The sequence below is a fragment of the Streptomyces viridosporus T7A genome, assembly GCF_008704515.1.
GTDB classification, from domain to species: Bacteria; Actinomycetota; Actinomycetes; order Streptomycetales; family Streptomycetaceae; genus Streptomyces; species Streptomyces viridosporus.
Map to the genome: position 1 here is coordinate 4,930,995 of NZ_CP023700.1, position 23,048 is coordinate 4,954,042.

The 23,048-nt window shown below is 68.4% G+C and carries 17 protein-coding genes; 13 read left to right on the forward strand and 4 right to left on the reverse strand.

The genetic code is table 11. From position 1 onward, the window contains the following. Nucleotides 1-152 precede the first annotated feature (152 nt). The 12 genes from rplK to tuf all read left to right on the forward strand — a co-directional run bounded on the left by rplK (nucleotide 153) and on the right by tuf (nucleotide 17,237). The gene (gene rplK / locus CP969_RS22965; RefSeq protein WP_004984556.1) at nucleotides 153-587 is read left to right on the forward strand and encodes a 50S ribosomal protein L11; all 435 of its coding nucleotides are present in this window, start codon (nucleotides 153-155) and stop codon (nucleotides 585-587) included. A gap of 81 nt (nucleotides 588-668) precedes the next feature. Then, the gene (gene rplA, locus CP969_RS22970; RefSeq protein WP_004984555.1) at nucleotides 669-1,394 is read left to right on the forward strand and encodes a 50S ribosomal protein L1; all 726 of its coding nucleotides are present in this window, start codon (nucleotides 669-671) and stop codon (nucleotides 1,392-1,394) included. Nucleotides 1,395-1,556: 162 nt separating this feature from the next. Further along, on the forward strand, nucleotides 1,557-2,498 hold the full coding sequence (locus tag CP969_RS22975) for an SCO4651 family lipoprotein (RefSeq protein WP_016825025.1): 942 nt from the start codon (nucleotides 1,557-1,559) through the stop codon (nucleotides 2,496-2,498). Nucleotides 2,499-2,802: 304 nt separating this feature from the next. Continuing rightward, nucleotides 2,803-3,333, forward strand: coding sequence for a 50S ribosomal protein L10 (gene rplJ / locus CP969_RS22980; protein WP_004984553.1), 531 nt, complete (start codon nucleotides 2,803-2,805; stop codon nucleotides 3,331-3,333). A 115-nt stretch (nucleotides 3,334-3,448) separates the two neighbouring features. Continuing rightward, nucleotides 3,449-3,838, forward strand: a complete 390-nt coding sequence (rplL, locus tag CP969_RS22985) for a 50S ribosomal protein L7/L12 (RefSeq protein WP_004984552.1) — start codon at nucleotides 3,449-3,451, stop codon at nucleotides 3,836-3,838. Nucleotides 3,839-4,418: 580 nt separating this feature from the next. After that, nucleotides 4,419-7,904, forward strand: a complete 3,486-nt coding sequence (rpoB, locus tag CP969_RS22995) for a DNA-directed RNA polymerase subunit beta (RefSeq protein ID WP_016825024.1) — start codon at nucleotides 4,419-4,421, stop codon at nucleotides 7,902-7,904. Nucleotides 7,905-8,002: 98 nt separating this feature from the next. After that, nucleotides 8,003-11,902: a DNA-directed RNA polymerase subunit beta' gene (locus CP969_RS23000; protein ID WP_004984550.1), complete on the forward strand. Its 3,900-nt coding sequence runs from the start codon at nucleotides 8,003-8,005 to the stop codon at nucleotides 11,900-11,902. 161 nt (nucleotides 11,903-12,063) lie between these two features. Continuing rightward, nucleotides 12,064-12,615, forward strand: a complete 552-nt coding sequence (locus CP969_RS23005; RefSeq protein ID WP_004984549.1) for a DUF1707 and DUF4190 domain-containing protein — start codon at nucleotides 12,064-12,066, stop codon at nucleotides 12,613-12,615. Between the two features lie 249 nt (nucleotides 12,616-12,864). Then, nucleotides 12,865-13,236 carry a 30S ribosomal protein S12 gene (rpsL, locus tag CP969_RS23010; RefSeq protein WP_003948652.1) on the forward strand — a complete coding sequence of 124 codons (372 nt, stop codon included), beginning with the start codon at nucleotides 12,865-12,867 and terminating at the stop codon, nucleotides 13,234-13,236. 2 nt (nucleotides 13,237-13,238) lie between these two features. Beyond that, entirely contained in the window at nucleotides 13,239-13,709 is a 471-nt protein-coding gene (rpsG, locus tag CP969_RS23015; protein ID WP_003998848.1) for a 30S ribosomal protein S7, read from the forward strand. Between the two features lie 39 nt (nucleotides 13,710-13,748). Next, entirely contained in the window at nucleotides 13,749-15,875 is a 2,127-nt protein-coding gene (fusA, locus tag CP969_RS23020; protein ID WP_016825022.1) for an elongation factor G, read from the forward strand. 168 nt (nucleotides 15,876-16,043) lie between these two features. After that, nucleotides 16,044-17,237: an elongation factor Tu gene (gene tuf / locus CP969_RS23025; RefSeq protein WP_004984544.1), complete on the forward strand. Its 1,194-nt coding sequence runs from the start codon at nucleotides 16,044-16,046 to the stop codon at nucleotides 17,235-17,237. A gap of 290 nt (nucleotides 17,238-17,527) precedes the next feature. Here tuf and CP969_RS23030 read toward each other — a convergent pair whose 3' ends face one another. The 3 genes from CP969_RS23030 to CP969_RS23040 form a co-directional block, all read right to left on the reverse strand. After that, entirely contained in the window at nucleotides 17,528-18,901 is a 1,374-nt protein-coding gene (locus CP969_RS23030; protein WP_026084952.1) for a carbohydrate-binding protein, read from the reverse strand. A 101-nt stretch (nucleotides 18,902-19,002) separates the two neighbouring features. Beyond that, a complete protein-coding gene (locus tag CP969_RS23035; protein ID WP_039830971.1) occupies nucleotides 19,003-19,983 on the reverse strand; it encodes a LysR family transcriptional regulator in 981 nt (326 codons plus the stop codon). Nucleotides 19,984-20,120: 137 nt separating this feature from the next. Continuing rightward, nucleotides 20,121-20,942, reverse strand: a complete 822-nt coding sequence (locus CP969_RS23040) for an SAM-dependent methyltransferase (RefSeq protein ID WP_016825019.1) — start codon at nucleotides 20,940-20,942, stop codon at nucleotides 20,121-20,123. A 217-nt stretch (nucleotides 20,943-21,159) separates the two neighbouring features. On the opposite strand from CP969_RS23040, the gene CP969_RS23045 reads away from it, so the two are divergent. After that, the gene (locus tag CP969_RS23045; protein ID WP_004984539.1) at nucleotides 21,160-22,317 is read left to right on the forward strand and encodes an endo-1,4-beta-xylanase; all 1,158 of its coding nucleotides are present in this window, start codon (nucleotides 21,160-21,162) and stop codon (nucleotides 22,315-22,317) included. Here CP969_RS23045 and CP969_RS34645 read toward each other — a convergent pair. Next, nucleotides 22,220-22,981 carry an SUKH-4 family immunity protein gene (locus CP969_RS34645; RefSeq protein ID WP_078495367.1) on the reverse strand — a complete coding sequence of 254 codons (762 nt, stop codon included), beginning with the start codon at nucleotides 22,979-22,981 and terminating at the stop codon, nucleotides 22,220-22,222. The two genes, CP969_RS23045 and CP969_RS34645, sit on opposite strands and share 98 nt — an antisense overlap. Nucleotides 22,982-23,048: the final 67 nt, after the last annotated feature.

Sequence of the window (23,048 nt, forward strand, 5' to 3'; positions counted from 1 at the left end):
CTTCCGCGCAGGTCAGGCGAGCGCTCGCGCGTCCGTCTGACCTGCTCGGTTTTTGGCCGCACATTCATACCCGCTATCGTTGTGCGGTATGCCTGCGTCCGGGTTGTCCCCATGACGCGGGCAGGACCCGAATCGAAAGGACCCGGAGAGCCATGCCTCCCAAGAAGAAGAAGGTCACGGGGCTCATCAAGCTCCAGATCCAGGCCGGTGCCGCCAACCCGGCTCCGCCGGTCGGCCCCGCGCTGGGCCAGCACGGCGTCAACATCATGGAGTTCTGCAAGGCCTACAACGCCGCGACCGAGTCGCAGCGCGGTTGGGTCATCCCGGTGGAGATCACGGTCTACGAGGACCGTTCCTTCACCTTCATCACCAAGACCCCCCCGGCCGCCAAGATGATCCTCAAGGCCGCGGGCGTGGAGAAGGGCTCCGGCGAGCCGCACAAGACCAAGGTCGCGAAGATCACCCGCGACCAGGTCCGCGAGATCGCCACCACCAAGCTGCCCGACCTCAACGCCAACGACCTGGACGCCGCCGAGAAGATCATCGCCGGCACCGCCCGTTCCATGGGCGTCACGGTCGAGGGCTGACCCCCACCCGCAAGCCAAGCAGAAGTGGAAGGGCCTGCTCGGCCCGGACCACGACTCCTCGACAATCCACAGGAGCTTTTAGTGAGCAAGCGCAGCAAGTCTCTCCGCGCTGCGGACGCCAAGATCGACCGGGAGAAGCTGTACGCCCCGCTCGAGGCCGTCCGTCTGGCCAAGGAGACCTCCACGACCAAGTTCGACGGCACCGTCGAGGTCGCCTTCCGCCTGGGTGTCGACCCGCGCAAGGCCGACCAGATGGTCCGTGGCACCGTGAACCTCCCGCACGGCACCGGCAAGACCGCCCGGGTCCTGGTCTTCGCGACCGGTGACCGTGCCGAGGCCGCGCGTGCCGCGGGCGCCGACATCGTCGGCGCCGACGAGCTGATCGACGAGGTGTCGAAGGGCCGTCTGGACTTCGACGCCGTCGTCGCCACCCCGGACCTCATGGGCAAGGTCGGCCGCCTCGGCCGCGTGCTCGGTCCCCGTGGTCTGATGCCGAACCCCAAGACCGGCACCGTGACCCCGGACGTCGCCAAGGCCGTCAACGACATCAAGGGCGGCAAGATCGAGTTCCGCGTCGACAAGCACTCGAACCTGCACTTCATCATCGGCAAGACGTCGTTCGACGACACCAAGCTGGTGGAGAACTACGGCGCCGCGCTGGAGGAGATCCTCCGTCTGAAGCCGTCCGCCGCCAAGGGCCGCTACATCAAGAAGGCCGCCATCACCACCACGATGGGCCCCGGCATCCCGCTCGACCCGAACCGCACCCGCAACCTCCTCGTCGAGGAGGACCCGGCCGCGGTCTGAGCCGGTCGGGCCGGTCCGACCGGCCCGTGACGCAGTGAACCCGTCCCCGCGCCTCCCGAAGGCGCGGGGACGGGTTTTTTCGTACCCCAGTGTCAGTGAGGTGCGTTACGGTTCGCTTGATTCACAGGTGAAGCAACAGCGAAACAACCAGGGGTGGGATTCATGGGCATGGCCGCATGGAAGCGCGCGGGTGTCTCTCTGACGGCCGTGGCCGTCGTCGTGGGTGTCGCGGGCTGTCAGGACGGTGACGGGGGCGGGAAGAAGGCCGCCGGCGCGACGGAGTCCCAGACCCAGAACGAGATGACCAAGGTCCTCCAGGCCGCCTTCGAGAAGACCTCGGAGGCCAAGTCCTCCAAGGTCCGGATGACCATGTCGATGCCGGCCGGCGCGGGGGGCGGCGGCACCGTGGAGCTCTCCGGGGTCCAGGGCTGGGACCCCGCCGTCATGGACGTGACCATGACGGGTTCCGCGCTCACGGAGGGCGGCCCCGACGCCCCCGACGAGGTTCGCATGATCATGCTGAACAACGTCATGTACATGGACATGGGGGAGAAGCAGGCCGCCGAGATGGACGGCAAGCGCTGGATGAAGATGGACTTCGCCGCCATCGCCGAGGCGTCCGGCGACGCGGAAGTGCAGCAGCAGATGACCAGCGGCCTGGAGAACATGAACCAGGACCCGTCGAAGCAGCTCGCCATGCTGCTGGAGTCGCCGAACCTGAAGCACGTCGGCCCGGAGAAGGTCGACGGCGTCCAGGCGCAGCACTACAAGGGCACGCTGAGCTTCGAGGAGATGGTCGACGCCAACGAGTCCTTCGACATGCTCTCCGCCGAGCAGCGCGAGGACCTGCTCGCCAACGTCGAGAAGACGGGCCTGAAGGGCTACGACACCCAGATCTGGGTCAACGAGGACAACTACCCGGTCAAGATGGTCGTCGGGATGAAGATGGCCCAGGGCACGATGAACATGACGGCCCACTACTCCGACTACGGCGCCGAGGCCGAGGTCCAGGCGCCGCCGGCGAAGGACACCTTCGACCTCATGGGGATGATGCAGGAGCTGGAGGGCCTGGAGGAGGACCCCGAGGCCGGTCTCGACTCCTGACGCTCCCGGGGCACCCGCTCGGCCGATTTGCCTGACGCCGATCCGTTCCCGTACTCTTCCACGGAAGCCAAAGACCGCTGGTCGTTGCCGTGCGCTCGCAAGAGGGCGCGGTGGCCGAAGGATCCGCTGAACTGCGGGCGACCCGCGCAGGTGACTGTGGAAGAGCTCCCGGAATTCGCCGCCGAGCGCGTGCGAGAAACCGGTCGAGCCTCGCCCCGTGCGCCTGCGCCCGGGGCGTTTCGTTTTCCCCAGTCCTCCTTCGGGTCCGCGCGGTCCGAATCACCCGGAAGGAGGCCGAGGCTCTATGGCGAGGCCCGACAAGGCTGCCGCGGTTGCCGAGCTGACGGACAAGTTCCGCAGCTCCAACGCCGCCGTGCTGACCGAGTACCGCGGTCTCACCGTGGCGCAGCTCAAGACGCTGCGTCGTTCGCTCGGTGAGAACGCCCAGTACGCCGTGGTGAAGAACACGCTGACCAAGATTGCGGCCAACGAGGCCGGGATCACGCTGGACGACCAGCTCTTCGCTGGTCCGACGGCGGTCGCCTTCGTCACCGGTGACCCGGTGGAGTCGGCGAAGGGTCTTCGTGACTTCGCCAAGGAGAACCCGAATCTCGTCATCAAGGGCGGTGTCCTTGACGGCAAGGCGCTCTCCGCCGACGAGATCAAGAAGCTCGCGGACCTCGAGTCCCGCGAGGTTCTGCTGTCCAAGCTGGCCGGTGCCTTCAAGGGGAAGCAGTCCCAGGCTGCCTCCGTCTTCCAGGCGCTGCCGTCGAAGCTCGTCCGCACCGTGGACGCGCTCCGCGCCAAGCAGGACGAGCAGGGCGGTGCCGAGTAATTCGGCTCGCTTCCTGACCCCGGCCGCCTAGCGGCAAGGGTCGCAGCGGGCCCGACGTACGCCCGCCTCACCCAGTACATCCGGCACCTGCCGATTTAGTGGAAGGACCGCCATCATGGCGAAGCTCACCCAGGACGAGCTGCTGGCCCAGTTCGAGGAGATGACCCTCATCGAGCTCTCCGAGTTCGTGAAGGCCTTCGAGGAGAAGTTCGACGTCACCGCCGCCGCGGCCGCCCCGGTCGTCGTCGCCGGTGGTGCCGCCGGTGGCGCCGCCGCCGAGGCCGAGCCGGAGAAGGACGAGTTCGACGTCATCCTCGCCGGCGCCGGCGACAAGAAGATCCAGGTCATCAAGGTCGTGCGCGAGCTCACCTCCCTGGGCCTCAAGGAGGCCAAGGACCTGGTCGACGGCGCCCCGAAGCCGGTTCTCGAGAAGGTCAACAAGGAGGCCGCGGACAAGGCCAAGGAGGCCCTCGAGGGCGCCGGCGCCTCCGTCGAGGTCAAGTAAGACCTTCCGGGTCCGTCAGGATCCTCACACGGCCCTCCGGGCGTGTAACGCGTAAGCGCCGAGGAGCGATCATCCATCCGGGTGGTCGCTCTTCGGTGTATCCGGGGGCCCGGTGGCGGCTGCCTTGCGCCCGGGACGGCGGGGGGTATGGTGATCTTCGTTGTGCCTCCACGGGCCGTGAGAATCCGCCTGGTGGCGGACGGTCCGGGCAAGGGGGGCCTTGACGAACCGCACGCGGCGCGCGATTCTCGGGACGCGTCGTCACAAGGATCCGAATCCGAGGCATGGATCGACGGCAAAGAGGGCAGTATCACCGTGCGTTGAGGGCAGCGCCTTGTCGCAGGAGTTGAGAGCAACGAGGGCCTACACCGGTCTCGTACAACCGCACTGGACATCAGTGTGCCAAGTGGCTACACTGACCCTTTGCGCTGCCTGTTAGCTGTCCCCTGCCCGTCACCAGGGGCATGCCCTCGCTCGAGCACCGACGACCAGATCATCTCCGACCTGGGATGTCTGTCTCTGTGCACGGTGGGGGGCCGGTACGCGCGTAGTGAGTCCGAGCCCTCGGAAGGACCCCCTCTTGGCCGCCTCGCGCAACGCCTCGACCGCGAATACGAACAACGGCGCCAGCACCGCCCCGCTGCGCATCTCCTTTGCAAAGATCAAGGAGCCCCTCGAGGTTCCGAACCTTCTCGCGCTGCAAACCGAGAGCTTCGACTGGCTGCTCGGCAACGACGCGTGGAAGGCTCGCGTCGAGGAGGCTCTGGAGAACGGTCAGGACGTCCCCACCAAGTCCGGTCTGGAGGAGATCTTCGAGGAGATCTCCCCGATCGAGGACTTTTCCGGGTCGATGTCGCTGACCTTCCGTGACCACCGCTTCGAGCCGCCGAAGAACTCCATCGACGAGTGCAAGGAGCGCGACTTCACGTACGCCGCCCCGCTCTTCGTCACCGCCGAGTTCACCAACAACGAGACCGGCGAGATCAAGTCCCAGACCGTCTTCATGGGCGACTTCCCGCTCATGACGAACAAGGGCACCTTCGTCATCAACGGCACCGAGCGTGTCGTGGTGTCGCAGCTGGTCCGTTCGCCGGGTGTCTACTTCGACTCCAGCATCGACAAGACGTCCGACAAGGACATCTTCTCCGCCAAGATCATCCCGTCCCGGGGTGCCTGGCTGGAGATGGAGATCGACAAGCGCGACATGGTCGGCGTCCGCATCGACCGCAAGCGCAAGCAGTCCGTCACCGTCCTCCTGAAGGCGCTCGGCTGGACCACCGAGCAGATCCTCGAGGAGTTCGGCGAGTACGAGTCCATGCGCGCCACCCTGGAGAAGGACCACACCCAGGGCCAGGACGACGCGCTGCTCGACATCTACCGCAAGCTGCGCCCGGGCGAGCCCCCCACGCGTGAGGCCGCGCAGACGCTGCTCGAGAACCTCTACTTCAACCCCAAGCGCTACGACCTGGCCAAGGTCGGCCGCTACAAGGTCAACAAGAAGCTGGGTGCGGACGCTCCGCTGGACGCGGGTGTCCTGACCGTCGAGGACGTCATCTCGACGATCAAGTACCTGGTGAAGCTGCACGCGGGCGAGATCGAGACGGTCGGCGACAGCGGTCAGACGATCGTCGTCGAGACCGACGACATCGACCACTTCGGCAACCGCCGTCTGCGCAGCGTCGGCGAGCTCATCCAGAACCAGGTCCGCACGGGTCTGGCGCGGATGGAGCGCGTCGTGCGCGAGCGCATGACCACGCAGGACGTCGAGGCGATCACGCCGCAGACCCTGATCAACATCCGGCCGGTCGTCGCCTCCATCAAGGAGTTCTTCGGCACCAGCCAGCTGTCCCAGTTCATGGACCAGAACAACCCGCTGTCCGGGCTGACGCACAAGCGTCGTCTGTCCGCGCTCGGCCCGGGTGGTCTCTCCCGTGAGCGGGCCGGCTTCGAGGTCCGTGACGTGCACCCCTCGCACTACGGCCGCATGTGCCCGATCGAGACGCCGGAAGGCCCGAACATCGGTCTGATCGGCTCGCTCGCCACCTACGGCCGGGTCAACGCGTTCGGTTTCGTCGAGACCCCGTACCGCAAGGTCAACGACGGCCAGGTCACCGACACCGTCGACTACCTGACCGCCGACGAGGAGGACCGCTTCGTCATCGCGCAGGCCAACGCGCCGCTGACGGACGACCTCCGCTTCGCCGAGGCCCGCGTGCTGGTCCGCCGCAAGGGCGGCGAGGTCGACTACGTCGGCCCCGAGGACGTGGACTACATGGACGTCTCGCCGCGCCAGATGGTGTCGGTCGCGACCGCCATGATCCCCTTCCTCGAGCACGACGACGCCAACCGTGCCCTCATGGGCGCGAACATGATGCGCCAGGCCGTGCCGCTGATTAAGTCCGAGGCCCCGCTCGTCGGCACCGGCATGGAGTACCGCTCCGCCGTCGACGCCGGCGACGTCGTCAAGGCCGAGAAGGCCGGTGTGGTCCAGGAGGTCTCCGCGGACTACATCACCACCGCCAACGACGACGGCACGTACATCACGTACCGCCTGCACAAGTTCGCCCGTTCCAACCAGGGCACCTCGGTCAACCAGAAGGTCATCGTCAACGAGGGCGACCGGATCATCGAGGGCCAGGTCCTGGCCGACGGTCCGGCCACCGAGAACGGCGAGATGGCGCTCGGCAAGAACCTGCTGGTCGCGTTCATGCCGTGGGAGGGTCACAACTACGAGGACGCGATCATCCTGTCGCAGCGCCTCGTGCAGGACGACGTCCTCTCCTCGATCCACATCGAGGAGCACGAGGTCGACGCCCGTGACACCAAGCTCGGCCCCGAGGAGATCACCCGGGACATCCCGAACGTCTCCGAGGAGGTCCTCGCCGACCTCGACGAGCGCGGCATCATCCGCATCGGTGCCGAGGTCATCGCCGGTGACATCCTCGTCGGCAAGGTCACCCCGAAGGGTGAGACCGAGCTGACGCCCGAGGAGCGCCTGCTGCGCGCGATCTTCGGTGAGAAGGCCCGTGAGGTCCGTGACACCTCGCTGAAGGTGCCGCACGGCGAGACCGGCAAGGTCATCGGCGTCCGCGTCTTCGACCGCGAGGAGGGCGACGAGCTTCCCCCCGGTGTGAACCAGCTGGTGCGCGTCTACGTCGCGCAGAAGCGCAAGATCACCGACGGTGACAAGCTCGCCGGCCGGCACGGCAACAAGGGTGTCATCTCCAAGATCCTGCCCATCGAGGACATGCCGTTCCTCGAGGACGGGACCCCGGTCGACATCATCCTCAACCCGCTGGGCGTGCCGTCCCGAATGAACCCGGGACAGGTCCTGGAGATCCACCTCGGCTGGCTCGCCAGCCAGGGCTGGGACGTCTCCGGCCTCGCGGACGAGTGGGCCCAGCGCCTCCAGGACATCAGCGCCGACCGGGTCGAGCCGCGCACCAACGTGGCCACCCCGGTCTTCGACGGTGCCCGCGAGGACGAGCTCACCGGTCTGCTGGAGCACACCATCCCGAACCGCGACGGCGACCGCATGGTCCTCCCGTCCGGCAAGGCGCGGCTGTTCGACGGCCGTTCGGGTGAGCCGTTCCCGGACCCGATCTCGGTCGGCTACATGTACATCCTGAAGCTGCACCACCTGGTCGACGACAAGCTGCACGCCCGCTCGACCGGCCCGTACTCCATGATCACCCAGCAGCCGCTGGGTGGTAAGGCTCAGTTCGGTGGCCAGCGGTTCGGCGAGATGGAGGTGTGGGCACTCGAGGCGTACGGCGCCGCCTACGCGCTCCAGGAGCTGCTGACCATCAAGTCCGACGACGTCACCGGCCGCGTGAAGGTCTACGAGGCCATCGTCAAGGGCGAGAACATCCCCGAGCCCGGCATCCCCGAGTCCTTCAAGGTGCTCATCAAGGAGATGCAGTCCCTGTGCCTGAACGTGGAGGTGCTGTCCAGCGACGGTATGTCCATCGAGATGCGTGACACCGACGAGGACGTCTTCCGCGCTGCGGAGGAGCTCGGCATCGACCTGTCCCGGCGCGAGCCGAGCAGCGTCGAAGAGGTCTGACGGGAGTGCGGCGGGCCTCCTGTCCCAGGAGGCCCGCCGGCCCCAGGACCCCCGTTTCAGACCCCAAGACTCACGACCCTGAGAGGGATTGACGCATAGTGCTCGACGTCAACTTCTTCGACGAGCTCCGGATCGGCCTGGCCACCGCTGACGACATCCGTCAGTGGAGCCACGGCGAGGTCAAGAAGCCCGAGACCATCAACTACCGCACCCTCAAGCCCGAGAAGGACGGACTCTTCTGCGAGAAGATCTTCGGTCCGACCCGGGACTGGGAGTGCTACTGCGGCAAGTACAAGCGCGTCCGCTTCAAGGGCATCATCTGCGAGCGCTGTGGCGTCGAGGTCACGCGCGCCAAGGTGCGCCGTGAGCGGATGGGCCACATCGAGCTCGCCGCGCCCGTCACGCACATCTGGTACTTCAAGGGCGTCCCGTCGCGCCTCGGTTACCTGCTCGACCTCGCCCCGAAGGACCTGGAGAAGGTCATCTACTTCGCGGCGTACATGATCACGTACGTCGACGAGGAGCGCCGCACCCGCGACCTGCCCTCGCTGGAGGCCCACGTCTCCGTCGAGCGCCAGCAGATCGAGAACCGCCGCGACGCCGACCTCGAGGCCCGCGCCAAGAAGCTCGAGACCGACCTGGCCGAGCTCGAGGCCGAGGGCGCCAAGGCCGACGTGCGCCGCAAGGTGCGCGAGGGCGCCGAGCGCGAGATGAAGCAGCTGCGCGACCGCGCGCAGCGCGAGATCGACCGCCTCGACGAGGTGTGGAACCGGTTCAAGAACCTCAAGGTCCAGGACCTCGAGGGCGACGAGCTGCTCTACCGCGAGCTGCGCGACCGCTTCGGCACGTACTTCGACGGCTCGATGGGTGCCGCGGCGCTGCAGAAGCGCCTGGAGTCCTTCGACCTCGAGGAGGAGGCCGAGAAGCTCCGCGAGATCATCCGTACCGGCAAGGGCCAGAAGAAGACCCGTGCGCTCAAGCGCCTGAAGGTCGTCTCCGCCTTCCTGCAGACGTCCAACAGCCCCAAGGGCATGGTGCTCGACTGCGTGCCGGTCATCCCGCCGGACCTGCGTCCGATGGTGCAGCTGGACGGTGGCCGCTTCGCGACCTCCGACCTGAACGACCTGTACCGCCGCGTGATCAACCGCAACAACCGCCTGAAGCGGCTTCTCGACCTCGGCGCGCCCGAGATCATCGTGAACAACGAGAAGCGCATGCTCCAGGAGGCCGTCGACGCGCTCTTCGACAACGGCCGTCGCGGACGCCCGGTGACGGGCCCCGGCAACCGTCCGCTGAAGTCGCTGTCCGACATGCTCAAGGGCAAGCAGGGCCGCTTCCGCCAGAACCTGCTCGGCAAGCGCGTGGACTACTCCGCGCGTTCCGTGATCGTCGTCGGTCCGCAGCTGAAGCTGCACCAGTGCGGTCTGCCGAAGGCGATGGCGCTGGAGCTGTTCAAGCCGTTCGTGATGAAGCGCCTGGTCGACCTGAACCACGCGCAGAACATCAAGTCGGCCAAGCGCATGGTCGAGCGCGGCCGCACGGTCGTGTACGACGTGCTGGAAGAGGTCATCGCGGAGCACCCGGTCCTGCTGAACCGTGCGCCCACGCTGCACCGCCTCGGCATCCAGGCCTTCGAGCCGCAGCTGGTCGAGGGCAAGGCCATCCAGATCCACCCGCTCGTCTGCACCGCGTTCAACGCGGACTTCGACGGTGACCAGATGGCCGTGCACCTGCCGCTGTCCGCGGAGGCGCAGGCCGAGGCCCGCATCCTGATGCTGTCCTCGAACAACATCCTCAAGCCGGCCGACGGCCGTCCGGTGACGATGCCGACCCAGGACATGGTCCTCGGTCTGTTCTTCCTCACCACCGACGGCGAGATGCGCGACCTCAAGGGCGAGGGCCGTTCCTTCGCCTCGGTCGCCGAGGCGATCATGGCCTTCGACGCGGGCGAGCTGTCGCTCCAGTCGAGGATCGACGTCCGCTTCCCGGTCGGCACCATCCCGCCGCGCGGCTGGACCCCGCCGGCGCGCGAGGAGGGCGAGCCCGAGTGGCAGCAGGGTGACAGCTTCCGGCTGAACACCACCCTGGGCCGCGCGCTCTTCAACGAGCTGCTGCCCGAGGACTACCCGTTCGTCGACTACGAGGTCGGCAAGAAGCAGCTCTCCGAGATCGTCAACGACCTCGCCGAGCGCTACCCGAAGGTCATCGTGGCGGCGACGCTCGACAACCTGAAGGCGGCCGGCTTCTACTGGGCCACCCGTTCCGGCGTCACCGTCGCCATCTCCGACGTCGTCGTCCCCGAGGCGAAGAAGGAGATCGTCCACGGCTACGAGGCGCAGGACGAGAAGGTCCAGAAGCAGTACGAGCGCGGTCTGATCACCAAGGACGAGCGCACGCAGGAGCTCATCGCGATCTGGACCAAGGCGACCAACGAGGTCGCCGAGGCGATGAACGACAACTTCCCGAAGACCAACCCGATCTTCATGATGGTGAACTCGGGTGCACGAGGCAACATGATGCAGATGCGTCAGATTGCCGGTATGCGCGGTCTGGTGTCGAACGCGAAGAACGAGACGATCCCGCGGCCCATCAAGGCCTCGTTCCGTGAGGGTCTGTCCGTGCTGGAGTACTTCATCTCCACGCACGGTGCCCGTAAGGGTCTGGCGGACACCGCCCTGCGGACCGCCGACTCGGGTTACCTCACCCGTCGTCTGGTCGACGTCTCCCAGGACGTCATCATCCGCGAGGAGGACTGCGGCACCGACCGCGGTCTGCGCCTCAAGATCGCCGACCGTGGCGCCGACGGCGTGCTGCGCAAGGCGAACGACGTCGAGACGTCCGTGTACGCGCGCTGCCTCGCCGAGGACATCGTGGTCGACGGCCAGGTGCTGGCCCCGGCCGGCACCGACCTGGGCGACGTGCTCATCGAGGAGCTCGTGTCCCGCGGCGTCGAGGAGGTCAAGACCCGCTCGGTCCTGACCTGCGAGTCCGCCGTCGGCACCTGCGCGATGTGCTACGGCCGCTCGCTGGCCACCGGCAAGCTGGTCGACATCGGTGAGGCGGTCGGCATCATCGCCGCCCAGTCCATCGGTGAGCCCGGCACCCAGCTGACGATGCGTACCTTCCACACCGGTGGTGTGGCCGGTGACGACATCACCCAGGGTCTGCCGCGTGTCGTCGAGCTCTTCGAGGCCCGTACCCCGAAGGGTGTCGCCCCGATCTCCGAGGCCTCCGGCCGCGTGCGCATCGAGGAGACCGAGAAGACCAAGAAGATCGTCATCACCCCGGACGACGGCAGCGACGAGACGGCCTACCCGATCTCGAAGCGCGCCCGGCTCCTGGTCAGCGAGGGCGAGCACGTCGAGGTGGGCCAGAAGCTCACCGTGGGTGCCACCAACCCGCACGACGTGCTGCGCATCCTGGGCCAGCGCGCCGTCCAGGTCCACCTGGTCGGCGAGGTCCAGAAGGTGTACAACTCGCAGGGTGTGTCGATCCACGACAAGCACATCGAGATCATCATCCGGCAGATGCTCCGCCGTGTGACGATCATCGAGTCCGGCGACGCCGAGCTGCTGCCCGGTGAGCTGGTCGAGCGCTCGAAGTTCGAGACCGAGAACCGTCGTGTGGTCCAGGAGGGCGGTCACCCGGCCTCCGGTCGTCCGCAGCTCATGGGCATCACCAAGGCCTCGCTGGCGACCGAGTCCTGGCTGTCGGCGGCGTCCTTCCAGGAGACGACCAGGGTCCTCACGGACGCGGCGATCAACGCCAAGTCCGACTCCCTGATCGGCCTCAAGGAGAACGTCATCATCGGTAAGCTCATCCCGGCCGGTACGGGTCTGTCCCGCTACCGCAACATCCGGGTCGAGCCGACCGAGGAGGCCAAGGCCGCGATGTACTCGGCCGTCGGCTACGACGACATCGACTACTCGCCGTTCGGCACGGGCTCCGGCCAGGCCGTTCCGCTGGAGGACTACGACTACGGTCCGTACAACCAGTAAGCGAGCCGCTTGATCCGAGGGGCGGTCACTCCGTACGGGGTGGCCGCCCCTCGGCGTTCCCCGGGAACCGGCACGAGGGCCGTTCTCGTCTGTAGCGGTGCCGGAACGTCCGCTCCGGCGCATCATGGAGGGACCCGGCGTGACGGGGGAGGTGGTGTTCGGTGTCGCATTCGCCGTATCCGCAGTGGCAGCCCTGGCAGCAGGGGCACGGTGTACCCCAGCCGTGGAGCGGGCAGACCGCTCCCTCGATGCTGGCCTCGCACGCCGACCGGGAGCGGGCCGTGGACGTCCTCAGAGCCGGGTACGGCGAGGGGCGGCTGGAGCGGCCCGAGTTCGACCGGCGGGTCGCACGGGCGTACGCGGCGCGCACGGTGGGGGAGCTGGCGCTGCTGGTGGCGGACCTGCCCCAGGGGCCCGCCCCGCATCCCGGGCCCGTGACGGCCGTACCGCCGGTGTTCCTGGCGGCGCCCCGGCCGCGGACGAACGGGAAGGCGGTGGGTGCCGCCGTCTGCGGCGGGCTCTGCCTGGTCACCGCCGGCCTCACCGGCATCCCGGCGGTCGTCCTGGGTCACGCGGCGCGTGCCGAGATCGCGCGCACCGGCGAGGACGGGGACGCACTGGCGATGGTCGGACTGGTGCTCGGCTGGCTGTCGGTCGCCGGATGGGCGACACTGCTGGCTTTGTCGTTCTTCCTGGCGCTCGCGTACGGTTGACGGCCGGTACGCGCCCCATTTGTTTTGACCGCAGCGAATGCGATAGGTACGCTCAGACCTTGTGCCTGGGGTGTGCCCTGGCCTTCGTGCGTGCCTTTTACACCGCACTGAGGGCTGAGAACGGCCACCGCAATCTGCGCTTCTTTCTGCCTTGCGGCGGGAGTCCGCGTGATTCGACACACCCGACCGCGTGGGTCGGTGACGTTCCAGGTTAGCTGTACCCATCGGCACACAGAAACCGGAGAAGTAGTGCCTACGATCCAGCAGCTGGTCCGCAAGGGCCGGCAGGACAAGGTCGAAAAGAACAAGACGCCCGCACTCGAGGGCTCTCCTCAGCGCCGCGGCGTCTGCACGCGTGTGTTCACGACTACCCCGAAGAAGCCGAACTCGGCCCTGCGTAAGGTCGCGCGTGTGCGTCTGACCAGTGGTATCGAGGTCACCGCTTACATCCCGGGTGAGGGACACAACCTGCAGGAGCACTCCATCGTGCTCGTGCGAGGCGGCCGTGTGAAGGACCTGCCGGGTGTTCGCTACAAGATCATCCGCGGTTCGCTCGACACCCAGGGTGTCAAGAACCGCAAGCAGGCTCGCAGCCGTTACGGCGCCAAGAAGGAGAAGTAAGAATGCCTCGTAAGGGCCCCGCCCCGAAGCGCCCGGTCATCATCGACCCGGTTTACGGCTCCCCTCTGGTGACCTCCCTGATCAACAAGGTGCTGCTGAACGGCAAGCGCTCCACCGCCGAGCGCATCGTCTACGGCGCCATGGAGGGTCTGCGCGAGAAGACCGGCAACGACCCGGTCATCACGCTCAAGCGCGCTCTCGAGAACATCAAGCCGACCCTCGAGGTCAAGTCCCGCCGTGTCGGTGGCGCCACCTACCAGGTTCCGGTCGAGGTCAAGCCCGGCCGTGCCAACACGCTGGCGCTGCGCTGGCTGGTCGGTTACTCGCGTGCCCGTCGCGAGAAGACCATGACCGAGCGTCTGCTCAACGAGCTCCTCGACGCCAGCAACGGCCTCGGTGCCGCTGTGAAGAAGCGCGAGGACACGCACAAGATGGCCGAGTCCAACAAGGCCTTCGCGCACTACCGCTGGTAGTCGCAGACCCCATCGAGACCGAGAGAAGACTGAAGCCTTATGGCTACCACTTCGCTTGACCTGGCCAGGGTCCGCAACATCGGGATCATGGCCCACATCGACGCGGGCAAGACGACCACCACCGAGCGGATTCTGTTCTACACGGGCGTCTCCTACAAGATCGGTGAGACGCACGAGGGCTCCGCGACCATGGACTGGATGGAGCAGGAGCAGGAGCGTGGCATCACGATCACCTCTGCTGCGACCACCTGTCACTGGCCGCTCGAGAACATCGACCACACCATCAACATCATCGACACCCCGGGGCACGTCGACTTCACCGTCGAGGTGGAGCGCTCGCTGCGCGTACTCGACGGTGCCGTGACGGTGTTCGACGGCGTCGCCGGTGTCGAGCCGCAGTCCGAGACGGTGTGGCGTCAGGCGGACCGCTACGGCGTTCCGCGCATCTGCTTCGTGAACAAGCTCGACCGCACCGGTGCCGAGTTCCACCGCTGCGTCGACATGATCTCCGACCGTCTGGGCGCGCAGCCGCTGGTCATGCAGCTGCCGATCGGTGCCGAGGCCGACTTCCGGGGCGTCATCGACCTCGTGAAGATGAAGGCCCTGGTCTGGTCCGCCGAGGCGACCAAGGGCGAGATGTACGACACCGTCGACATCCCGGACACCCACGCCGAGGCCGCCGAGGAGTACCGCGGCAAGCTGCTCGAGGCCGTCGCGGAGAACGACGAGGAGCTGATGGAGCTGTACCTCGAGGGCACCGAGCCCTCCGAGGAGCAGCTGTACGCGGCGATCCGCCGCATCACCATCGCGTCCGGCAAGAGCGAGAACACCACCATCACCCCGGTGTTCTGCGGCACCGCGTTCAAGAACAAGGGCGTGCAGCCCCTGCTCGACGCGGTCGTGCGCTACCTGCCCTCCCCGCTGGACGTCGAGGCCATCGAGGGCCACGACGTCAAGGACGCGGAGAAGGTCATCGAGCGCAAGCCGTCGGACGAGGAGCCCCTCGCCGCGCTCGCGTTCAAGATCATGAGCGACCCGCACCTCGGCAAGCTCACCTTCGTCCGCGTGTACTCCGGCCGTCTGGAGTCCGGCACCCAGGTGCTGAACTCCGTGAAGGGCAAGAAGGAGCGCATCGGCAAGATCTACCGCATGCACGCCAACAAGCGTGAGGAGATCGAGTCGGTGGGCGCCGGCGACATCGTCGCCGTCATGGGCCTGAAGCAGACCACCACCGGTGAGACGCTGTCCGACGACAAGAACCCGGTCATCCTGGAGTCCATGGACTTCCCGGCGCCGGTCATCCAGGTCGCCATCGAGCCCAAGTCGAAGGGCGACCAGGAGAAGCTGGGCGTCGCGATCCAGCGCCTGGCCGAGGAGGACCCGTCCTTCCAGGTCCACTCGGACGAGGAGACCGGCCAGACCATCATCGGCGGCATGGGCGAGCTGCACCTCGAGGTGCTGGTCGACCGCATGCGCCGTGAGTTCAAGGTCGAGGCCAACGTCGGCAAGCCGCAGGTCGCGTACCGCGAGACCATCCGCAAGTCGGTCGAGAAGGTCGAGTTCACCCACAAGAAGCAGACGGGTGGTACCGGCCAGTTCGCCCGCGTCATCATCGCGATCGAGCCGATCGAGAGCGGCGACGCCTCGTACGAGTTCGTCAACAAGGTGACCGGTGGCCGCGTCCCGAAGGAGTACATCCCTTCGGTCGACGCCGGTGCGCAGGAGGCCATGCAGTTCGGCATCCTCGCCGGCTACGAGATGACCGGCGTCCGCGTGACGCTGCTCGACGGTGCCTACCACGAGGTGGACTCCTCCGAGCTCGCGTTCAAGATCGCCGGCTCGCAGGCCTTCAAGGAGGCCGCGCGCAAGGCTTCGCCCGTGCTCCTCGAGCCGATGATGGCCGTCGAGGTCACCACGCCCGAGGACTACATGGGTGAAGTCATCGGCGACATCAACTCTCGCCGTGGCCAGATCCAGGCCATGGAGGAGCGGGCGGGTGCCCGCGTCGTGAAGGGCCTCGTGCCTCTGTCGGAGATGTTCGGCTACGTCGGAGACCTCCGCAGCAAGACGTCGGGTCGCGCAAGCTACTCGATGCAGTTCGACTCCTACGCCGAGGTTCCGCGGAACGTCGCCGAGGAGATCATCGCGAAGGCCAAGGGCGAGTAAGGGACTCCGTTCAACGGACTCCGTTCACACGCTTTAGGCTTGACTCCGGAGCCTGCAACGGGCATTCCGCCACCACCGTGGTGGAATGCCCCGGGCCCGGGTTTCCCAGCAAAGATCACCTGGCGCCGATGAGTAAGGCGTACAGAACCACTCCACAGGAGGACCCCAGTGGCGAAGGCGAAGTTCGAGCGGACTAAGCCGCACGTCAACATCGGCACCATCGGTCACATCGACCACGGTAAGACGACCCTCACGGCCGCCATTACCAAGGTGCTGCACGACGCGTACCCGGACCTGAACGAGGCCTCGGCGTTCGACCAGATCGACAAGGCTCCCGAAGAGCGCCAGCGCGGTATCACCATCTCGATCTCGCACGTCGAGTACCAGACCGAGCAGCGTCACTACGCCCACGTCGACTGCCCCGGTCACGCGGACTACATCAAGAACATGATCACCGGTGCCGCCCAGATGGACGGCGCGATCCTGGTGGTCGCCGCCACGGACGGCCCGATGCCGCAGACCAAGGAGCACGTGCTCCTGGCCCGCCAGGTCGGCGTCCCGTACATCGTCGTCGCCCTGAACAAGGCCGACATGGTGGACGACGAGGAGATCCTGGAGCTCGTCGAGCTCGAGGTCCGTGAGCTCCTCTCCGAGTACGAGTTCCCGGGCGACGAGGTTCCGGTCGTCAAGGTCTCGGCTCTGAAGGCCCTCGAGGGCGACAAGGAGTGGGGCAACTCCGTCCTCGAGCTGATGAAGGCCGTGGACGAGTCGATCCCGTCGCCCGAGCGTGACGTCGACAAGCCGTTCCTGATGCCGATCGAGGACGTCTTCACCATCACCGGTCGCGGTACGGTCGTCACCGGCCGCATCGAGCGTGGTGTCCTCAAGGTCAACGAGACCGTCGACATCATCGGCATCAAGCCGGAGAAGACCACCACCACGGTCACCGGCATCGAGATGTTCCGGAAGCTCCTCGACGAGGGCCAGGCCGGTGAGAACGTCGGTCTGCTGCTCCGCGGCATCAAGCGCGAGGACGTCGAGCGCGGCCAGGTCATCATCAAGCCGGGCTCGGTCACCCCGCACACCGAGTTCGAGGCCCAGGCCTACATCCTGTCGAAGGACGAGGGTGGCCGCCACACCCCGTTCTTCAACAACTACCGCCCGCAGTTCTACTTCCGTACGACGGACGTGACCGGCGTCGTGACCCTCCCCGAGGGCACCGAGATGGTCATGCCGGGTGACAACACCGAGATGAAGGTGGAGCTCATCCAGCCCGTCGCCATGGAGGAGGGCCTGAAGTTCGCCATCCGCGAGGGTGGTCGGACCGTGGGCGCCGGCCAGGTCACCAAGATCAACAAGTGAGCTTGCTGATCTGACCCGGTAGCTCCACCGCGAGCACCTGAAGGGGCCCGCACGACTTCGGTCGTGCGGGCCCTTTCGCCGTCCGGATCCTGCCGGCCTCGCGTCCTCCCGGTCGTTCTCCCGGCCCCGGACGGCTCCGAGGACTCCGGGCGGAGGCCGTTCTCCGGTCGTCGGACGGGCGACGGGCCCGGGGCGCGGTGTCCGGCGTCGCACAAGGCCCTGCCCCGGGCGCGCACAGCTGCGCGCCCGGGGCAGGGCCGTTCCCCCCCGTCGGGGTGGTCAGTGGCGGCTCACACGCGCTGCCACAGCGCCGGGACGTTCGGCGGCTCCCAGCCGGCCTGGGCCTGGTGGCTCTGGAGGCAGCGGTAGGTGGCGCCGCCGTAGGTCACCGTGTCGCCCGGCTGGTAGACGGTGCCGGCCGACCAGGTGCCGCCACCGGGCGGGGGCTCCTCGCCGCCGCCGTCGCCGTTCGTCTTCAGGGTGAGGCCGTAGGTCTGGAGCAGCGGGTTGATCGGCTGGAAGTACGTCGTGCCGCCGCTGCTGCAGTTGCCCGAGCCGCCCGAGGTCACGCCCTGGGCCTGGCTGCCGGAGATGTAGGAGCCGCCCGAGTCGCCGGGTTCGGCGCACACCGAGGTGCGGGTGACGCCGGTGATGGTGCCCTCGGGGTAGGTCACGCTGGTGTTCAGCTGCTGGATGACCCCGCAGTGCCAGCCGGTGGTGGAGCCGGAGCGGCAGACGGAGGAGCCGACCGGAGCCTGCGTCGACCCGGTCACCTGGACGTTCTGGCCGCCCGCGCCCTTGACGTACGGCGTCGCCGTCCAGTTGGTGTTGGTGGCCACCCAGGCCATGTCGCGGCCCGGGAAGGTGGAGCCCTGGAAGGTGCCCTGGGCGACCCGGTTGTGGCCGCTGGTGCTCGCCCCGGCCCGGCCGCAGTGGCCGGCGGTGGCGTAGCCCTGCTGGGTGCCCTTGGTGACGGGGAAGCCGATCGAACAGCGGCCGCTGTTGTTGATGTAGTAGGCCTCGCCGCCGCGCAGGTCGTAGAACGGGCGGGGGCGCTCGGCCGACTTCTCGATGCGCAGGAGGGACGCGTCGACCCCGGCGGCCGAGACGAGGGCGCGGGCCGCGGACGTCCGTACCGCCTGCACGACGACCTTGTTCGTGCGGACGTCGACGTACCGGACGGGGGCGTCGGTGGTGCCGGTACGGGCCGCCGCCCGGTCCAGGCGGGCCCTGGCGGCGTCCAGGTCGGCCAGGGAGTGGCGGACGACGTCGGCCTCGGCGCCCTGCGCCTCGATGGTCCGCACGTCGCGGGCGTCCGTCGTGGCCACGGTCAGCGTGCCGGACTCGGCCCCGCGCACCCAGGCGCCCGCGAAGTCGGAGCCCAGGGCGGCGCGCAGGCGGCCCGCCGTGGCACCTGCCTCCGCCTCGTTCGCCAGGCGGCGCTCCGCCTGCTGCCGGTCCAGACCCAGGTCGCGCTCCATGGACTTGAGCAGGGCGGGCGGGACGGCGTCGGTGCGCAGCGTCTCGGCGGCCGAGGCAGGGGTGGGGGACGTGGCGGCGGCCGGCCCGGCGCTCGCGGAGCCGCTGAGCCCGGCCACGAGCAGGCCGGCCGTCGCCACGAGCGCGGCGCCCGCGGCTCTGGCCCTGGTGTGTCGTCGGAGCATGGGGGACATGCGGGATCTCCTCGGTTTCGGTGGGGAGGTGCCGAAACCGTAGGAAGGGCCGACCGACAGCCGTAAGACGTCGGCCGGCCCCCTGCCCGGCGTTATGGAACGTGCGGAGCCACCGGTGGGTGCGGGGCCGGGGAGCGGTGGGCCGAGAGCCACAGCGTGTAGCTTTCGCTGCCCGCCGCCACGCCCGCGTGCGCCAGCCGGGCCTGGGCCAGCACGGTGGCGGCGGCCTCCTCGCGCTGTGTCGTCGCGTGCCAGCCCAGCAGGTGCCGCCAGGTCAGCGGGGTGCCCGTGAGCGGCAGGGTGGTGATCCCGGGCGTGGTCGGGAAGGTCGCCCGGCACGTCCCGACCGCCCGGCCCACCTGCACCAGATGGACCAGGGACGCGGTGTCGGTCTCGTACATGCGGCGCGGGGTGAAGCCGGCGCGGGTGCAGGCGGCGGTGAAGCAGTCGCCGAAGCAGCCGTCGCCGGGCACGCAGGCCCACTCCTCGTCGGCCAGTTCGGCCAGGTCCAGTTCCGTCCGGTGGGCCAGTGGATGCGCGTCCGGCACCATGACGAAGACCGGGTCCACCGCGACCTCCCGCCAGACCAGTGTCCCGGCGCCGGGAGGGGGAGCGGAGCCGCAGGTGCCGGCGAGCGCGAAGTCCAGCCGCCCCTCGGTCAGCAGGTCCGCCAGCTCCCGCTCGGACCAGGACGTGCACGTCGTCACCCGCGCGTCGGGCACCGCGTCCGCCAGCCGGTCCACCAGCGCGCCCAGCAGCGGACCGTGGGTGCCGCCCAGCCGGAGGGCGGAGGTCGCGTGCGGGGTGCGGGCGAACCGCGTGGCCTCCCGCTGCAGCTCGGTGACCGCGGGCAGCACGATCCGGGTGCGTTCCAGTACGAGTTCACCGAGCGCCGTGACCCGTACGCCGTGCCGGCCGCGCTCGAACAGCTCACCGCCCAGGGCGCGTTCGATCCGCTTGAGCTGTGCGCTCAGCGCGGGCTGCGCCAGGCCCAGGTCGGTCGCCGCCCTGGTGAGGCTGCCCGCGTCCGCGATCGCCCGGATCGTTTTCAGATGCCGCAACTCCAGCTCCATGAGGGGAGCTTGCGGCGTGGAGGGGGCGGGGGCAAGGGGTTGGTACGGACCTGATGAGGGGAGGGCCGGCCGGACGGACCGCAGCCACGACCGCCGGGCCGGGCGGACCGCAGCCACGACCACCCGGCCGGGGAGGATCACCCCTTGCGCGCCACCGCCGCGTAGGCCCCGCTGAGGACGCCCTCCTGGCCGGGGACCGGCTCCCCGAGTTCCGGGTGCCAGTCCTCGGCCGCCACGATGCCGGGGGCCACGGGCCCCAGGCCGTCGAAGAAGCGGGCGAACCGGTCCCGGCTGCGCATGTCCATGGTGAGCCCGCCCGCCCGGTACAGGTCGACGACCTTTTGCGAGGCCTCCTCCGGGTGGAAGTCGGGGGTGAGGTGGGACATGATCAGGAAACTGCCGGGAGCCAGTTCCCTCTTGAGGCCTTCCACCAGTTCGTAGGCCCCGTCCTCGTCGCCGATGAAGTGCAGCAGTGCGATCAGGGAGAGCGCGACCGGCCGGTCGAAGTCCAGTGTCCCGCGGGCGCGTTCGAGGATGGCGGCGGTGTCGCGGGCGTCCGCCTGCACATAGTCGACGGCCCCTTCGGGGGTGCCCCGCAGCAGCGCTCCCGCGTGGGCCAGCACGATCGGGTCGTTGTCGCAGTACACGACCCGTGCCTCGGGGGCGACCTCCTGGGCCACTTGGTGCAGGTTCGGCTCCGTCGGGATGCCGGTCCCGATGTCGAGGAACTGGCGCACCCCCCGGCCGGCCACCCAGCGGGTGGCGCGGTGCATGAAGGCCCGGTTCATCCGGGCCATGACCGGGATGACCGGCGCGAAGGACACGAGCTGCCGGCCCAGTTCCTCGTCCACCGGGTAGTTGTCCTTGCCGCCGAGGAACCAGTCGTACATCCGCGCGGGATGCGGCTTGCCGGTGTCGATCCGTAGGGGGGCGTCCACGCCCGCGTCCTGCTGATCCATCGTGATTCCCCTTGTCGCGCTCGGGAGTTGGCCGGTGATCGCGCTCGTCACGATAGCCAGCCCCGGGTCGGCGCGGTGCGCCGGACGCCCTTCGCGCGGGCGGAACTCCGCACGGGTATTGACGCGCCGCTCGGTCGGACCTTAGCGTCCGCCCCATCCCTAATGTTTCGTCTCCGTATTCGAAACATTCGAGAACGGATGGAGTGAGACTCCCCGCATGAGATCCCTTCGCCTCGCCACCGTGACACTCGCCACCGCCGCCCTGTGCCTGCCGCTCGCGACGGGCGCGGCCACGGCCGCCCCGCCGGCCGACCGGAAGGCTCCGCCGCACTCCCACGCCGCGCCCGACCGGCTGCGCTCGGCCGCTCCCGAGGGCTTCTTCGTGGGCACCGCCGTGGCGGGCGGCGGCCACCACCTCTCGCAGGACTACCCGGACCCGTTCACGCACGACAAGGAGTACCGGAAGATCCTGGCGCGCCAGTTCGGCTCGGTCTCCCCCGAGAACCAGATGAAGTGGGACTTCATCCACCCCGAGCGGGACCGCTACGACTTCGGGCAGGCCGACGCCATCGTCAGGTTCGCCGAGCGCAACCGCCAGGTCGTGCGCGGCCACACCCTGCTGTGGCACAGCCAGAACCCGGAGTGGCTGGAGAAGGGCGACTTCTCCGCGGAGGAACTGCGCGCCCTCCTGCGCGAGCACATCACCACCGTCGTCGGCCGCTACGCCGGCCGGATCCAGCAGTGGGACGTCGCGAACGAAATTTTCGACGACCAGGGCAGGCTGCGCACCCAGGACAACATCTGGATCCGCGAACTGGGCCCGGGCATCGTCGCCGACGCCTTCCGGTGGGCCCACGAGGCCGACCCTGAGGCGAAGTTGTTCTTCAACGACTACAACGTCGAGAGCGTCAACGCGAAGAGCGACGCCTACCACGCCCTCGTCCAGGACCTGCTCGCGCAGGGCGTGCCCGTGCACGGCTTCTCCGTCCAGGCCCACCTGAGCACGCGTTACGGCTTCCCGGGCGACCTGGAGGACAACCTGCGCCGGTTCGACGCGCTCGGCCTGGAGACGGCCGTCACCGAGCTGGACGTCCGCATGGACCTGCCGGAGAGCGGCGTGCCCACCAAGGCGCAGGAGCGCAAGCAGGCCGACTACTACCGGCGCGTGCTCCAGGCGTGCCTGGCCGTCGACGGCTGCAACTCGTTCACCATCTGGGGCTTCACCGACAAGTACTCGTGGGTGCCGGTGTTCTTCGAGGGCGAGGGCTTCGCGAACGTCATGACCGAGGACTTCGTCCGCAAGCCCGCCTTCTACGCCCTGCGGGACACCCTGAAGGAGGCGGCGCGGAAGGACCGCGGGCACCGGCGGGGGTGAGGCGCGCCGGTTGCGCCCGGCCGCTCCCCGTCTCCTCCCCGACGGGGGGGTGCCCCGTACCGGTCCGAGCCGGGCCGGTACGGGGGCACGCGGGGCGATCGACTCCTCCTGGCCGACGCCGGCCTTCGACGCGAAGTGCACGTCGTCCGGGAGGCCGACCCCGCTGAGGAGGTCCGCCGTGCGGACGTCGAGGCGGTTGCCCGGGGCCGGTCGCCCCGGTGGCGATCTGCTCGCGGCCCGCGTCGTCGAGGTACTCGAAGGCGGCGGAGAACGGGAAGTGGAGGGTGTGGCGCACGTCGTCGAGCACCCGGGGCCACCAGTTCTCCCGCTCCGCGAACGCCGCCGCGTCGTTCCTGTGCAGTTCCTCGTCCGGTTCCCGGAACGCGGCGGCGGCCTCCGACGGATCCGAGGACGCGGCGATGACCGGAAACATGTGGTCGAGGGCGGCCAGGCCGGCGCTCAGCGCGGCGAGGCTCCTGTTCGCGAACGTGTCGTGCTCGTCGGTCCCCGGGAGCACCGCCTGCACCGCACCATCCGGCCGCGCGCACAGATGCGCCGGACCGTCGTCCCCGAGCCGTACCCCGTACGCGCCGGCCCTGCCGAACCGGCGCAGGTCGTCCCGGCTGACGTGTGCAAGAGCCTTGTCCGGAACGGGAGTTGGCACGGAAGTGCCGCACAGGGCTGACAGGCGGACGACGCCTATGACGAGACGATGGGCCGCGGGGGCCTCG

Bases quoted from the DNA above. Each gene is read 5' to 3' on its own strand.
- CP969_RS23030 (WP_026084952.1), bottom strand. From the start codon at position 18,901: ATGCTCCGACGACACACCAGGGCCAGAGCCGCGGGCGCCGCGCTCGTG.
- CP969_RS23040 (WP_016825019.1), bottom strand. From the start codon at position 20,942: ATGGATCAGCAGGACGCGGGCGTGGACGCCCCCCTACGGATCGACACC.
- rplK (WP_004984556.1), top strand. From the start codon at position 153: ATGCCTCCCAAGAAGAAGAAGGTCACGGGGCTCATCAAGCTCCAGATC.
- CP969_RS22975 (WP_016825025.1), top strand. From the start codon at position 1,557: ATGGGCATGGCCGCATGGAAGCGCGCGGGTGTCTCTCTGACGGCCGTG.
- rpsG (WP_003998848.1), top strand. From the start codon at position 13,239: ATGCCTCGTAAGGGCCCCGCCCCGAAGCGCCCGGTCATCATCGACCCG.
- CP969_RS23035 (WP_039830971.1), bottom strand. From the start codon at position 19,983: ATGGAGCTGGAGTTGCGGCATCTGAAAACGATCCGGGCGATCGCGGAC.
- fusA (WP_016825022.1), top strand. From the start codon at position 13,749: ATGGCTACCACTTCGCTTGACCTGGCCAGGGTCCGCAACATCGGGATC.
- rplJ (WP_004984553.1), top strand. From the start codon at position 2,803: ATGGCGAGGCCCGACAAGGCTGCCGCGGTTGCCGAGCTGACGGACAAG.
- CP969_RS23045 (WP_004984539.1), top strand. From the start codon at position 21,160: ATGAGATCCCTTCGCCTCGCCACCGTGACACTCGCCACCGCCGCCCTG.
- rplL (WP_004984552.1), top strand. From the start codon at position 3,449: ATGGCGAAGCTCACCCAGGACGAGCTGCTGGCCCAGTTCGAGGAGATG.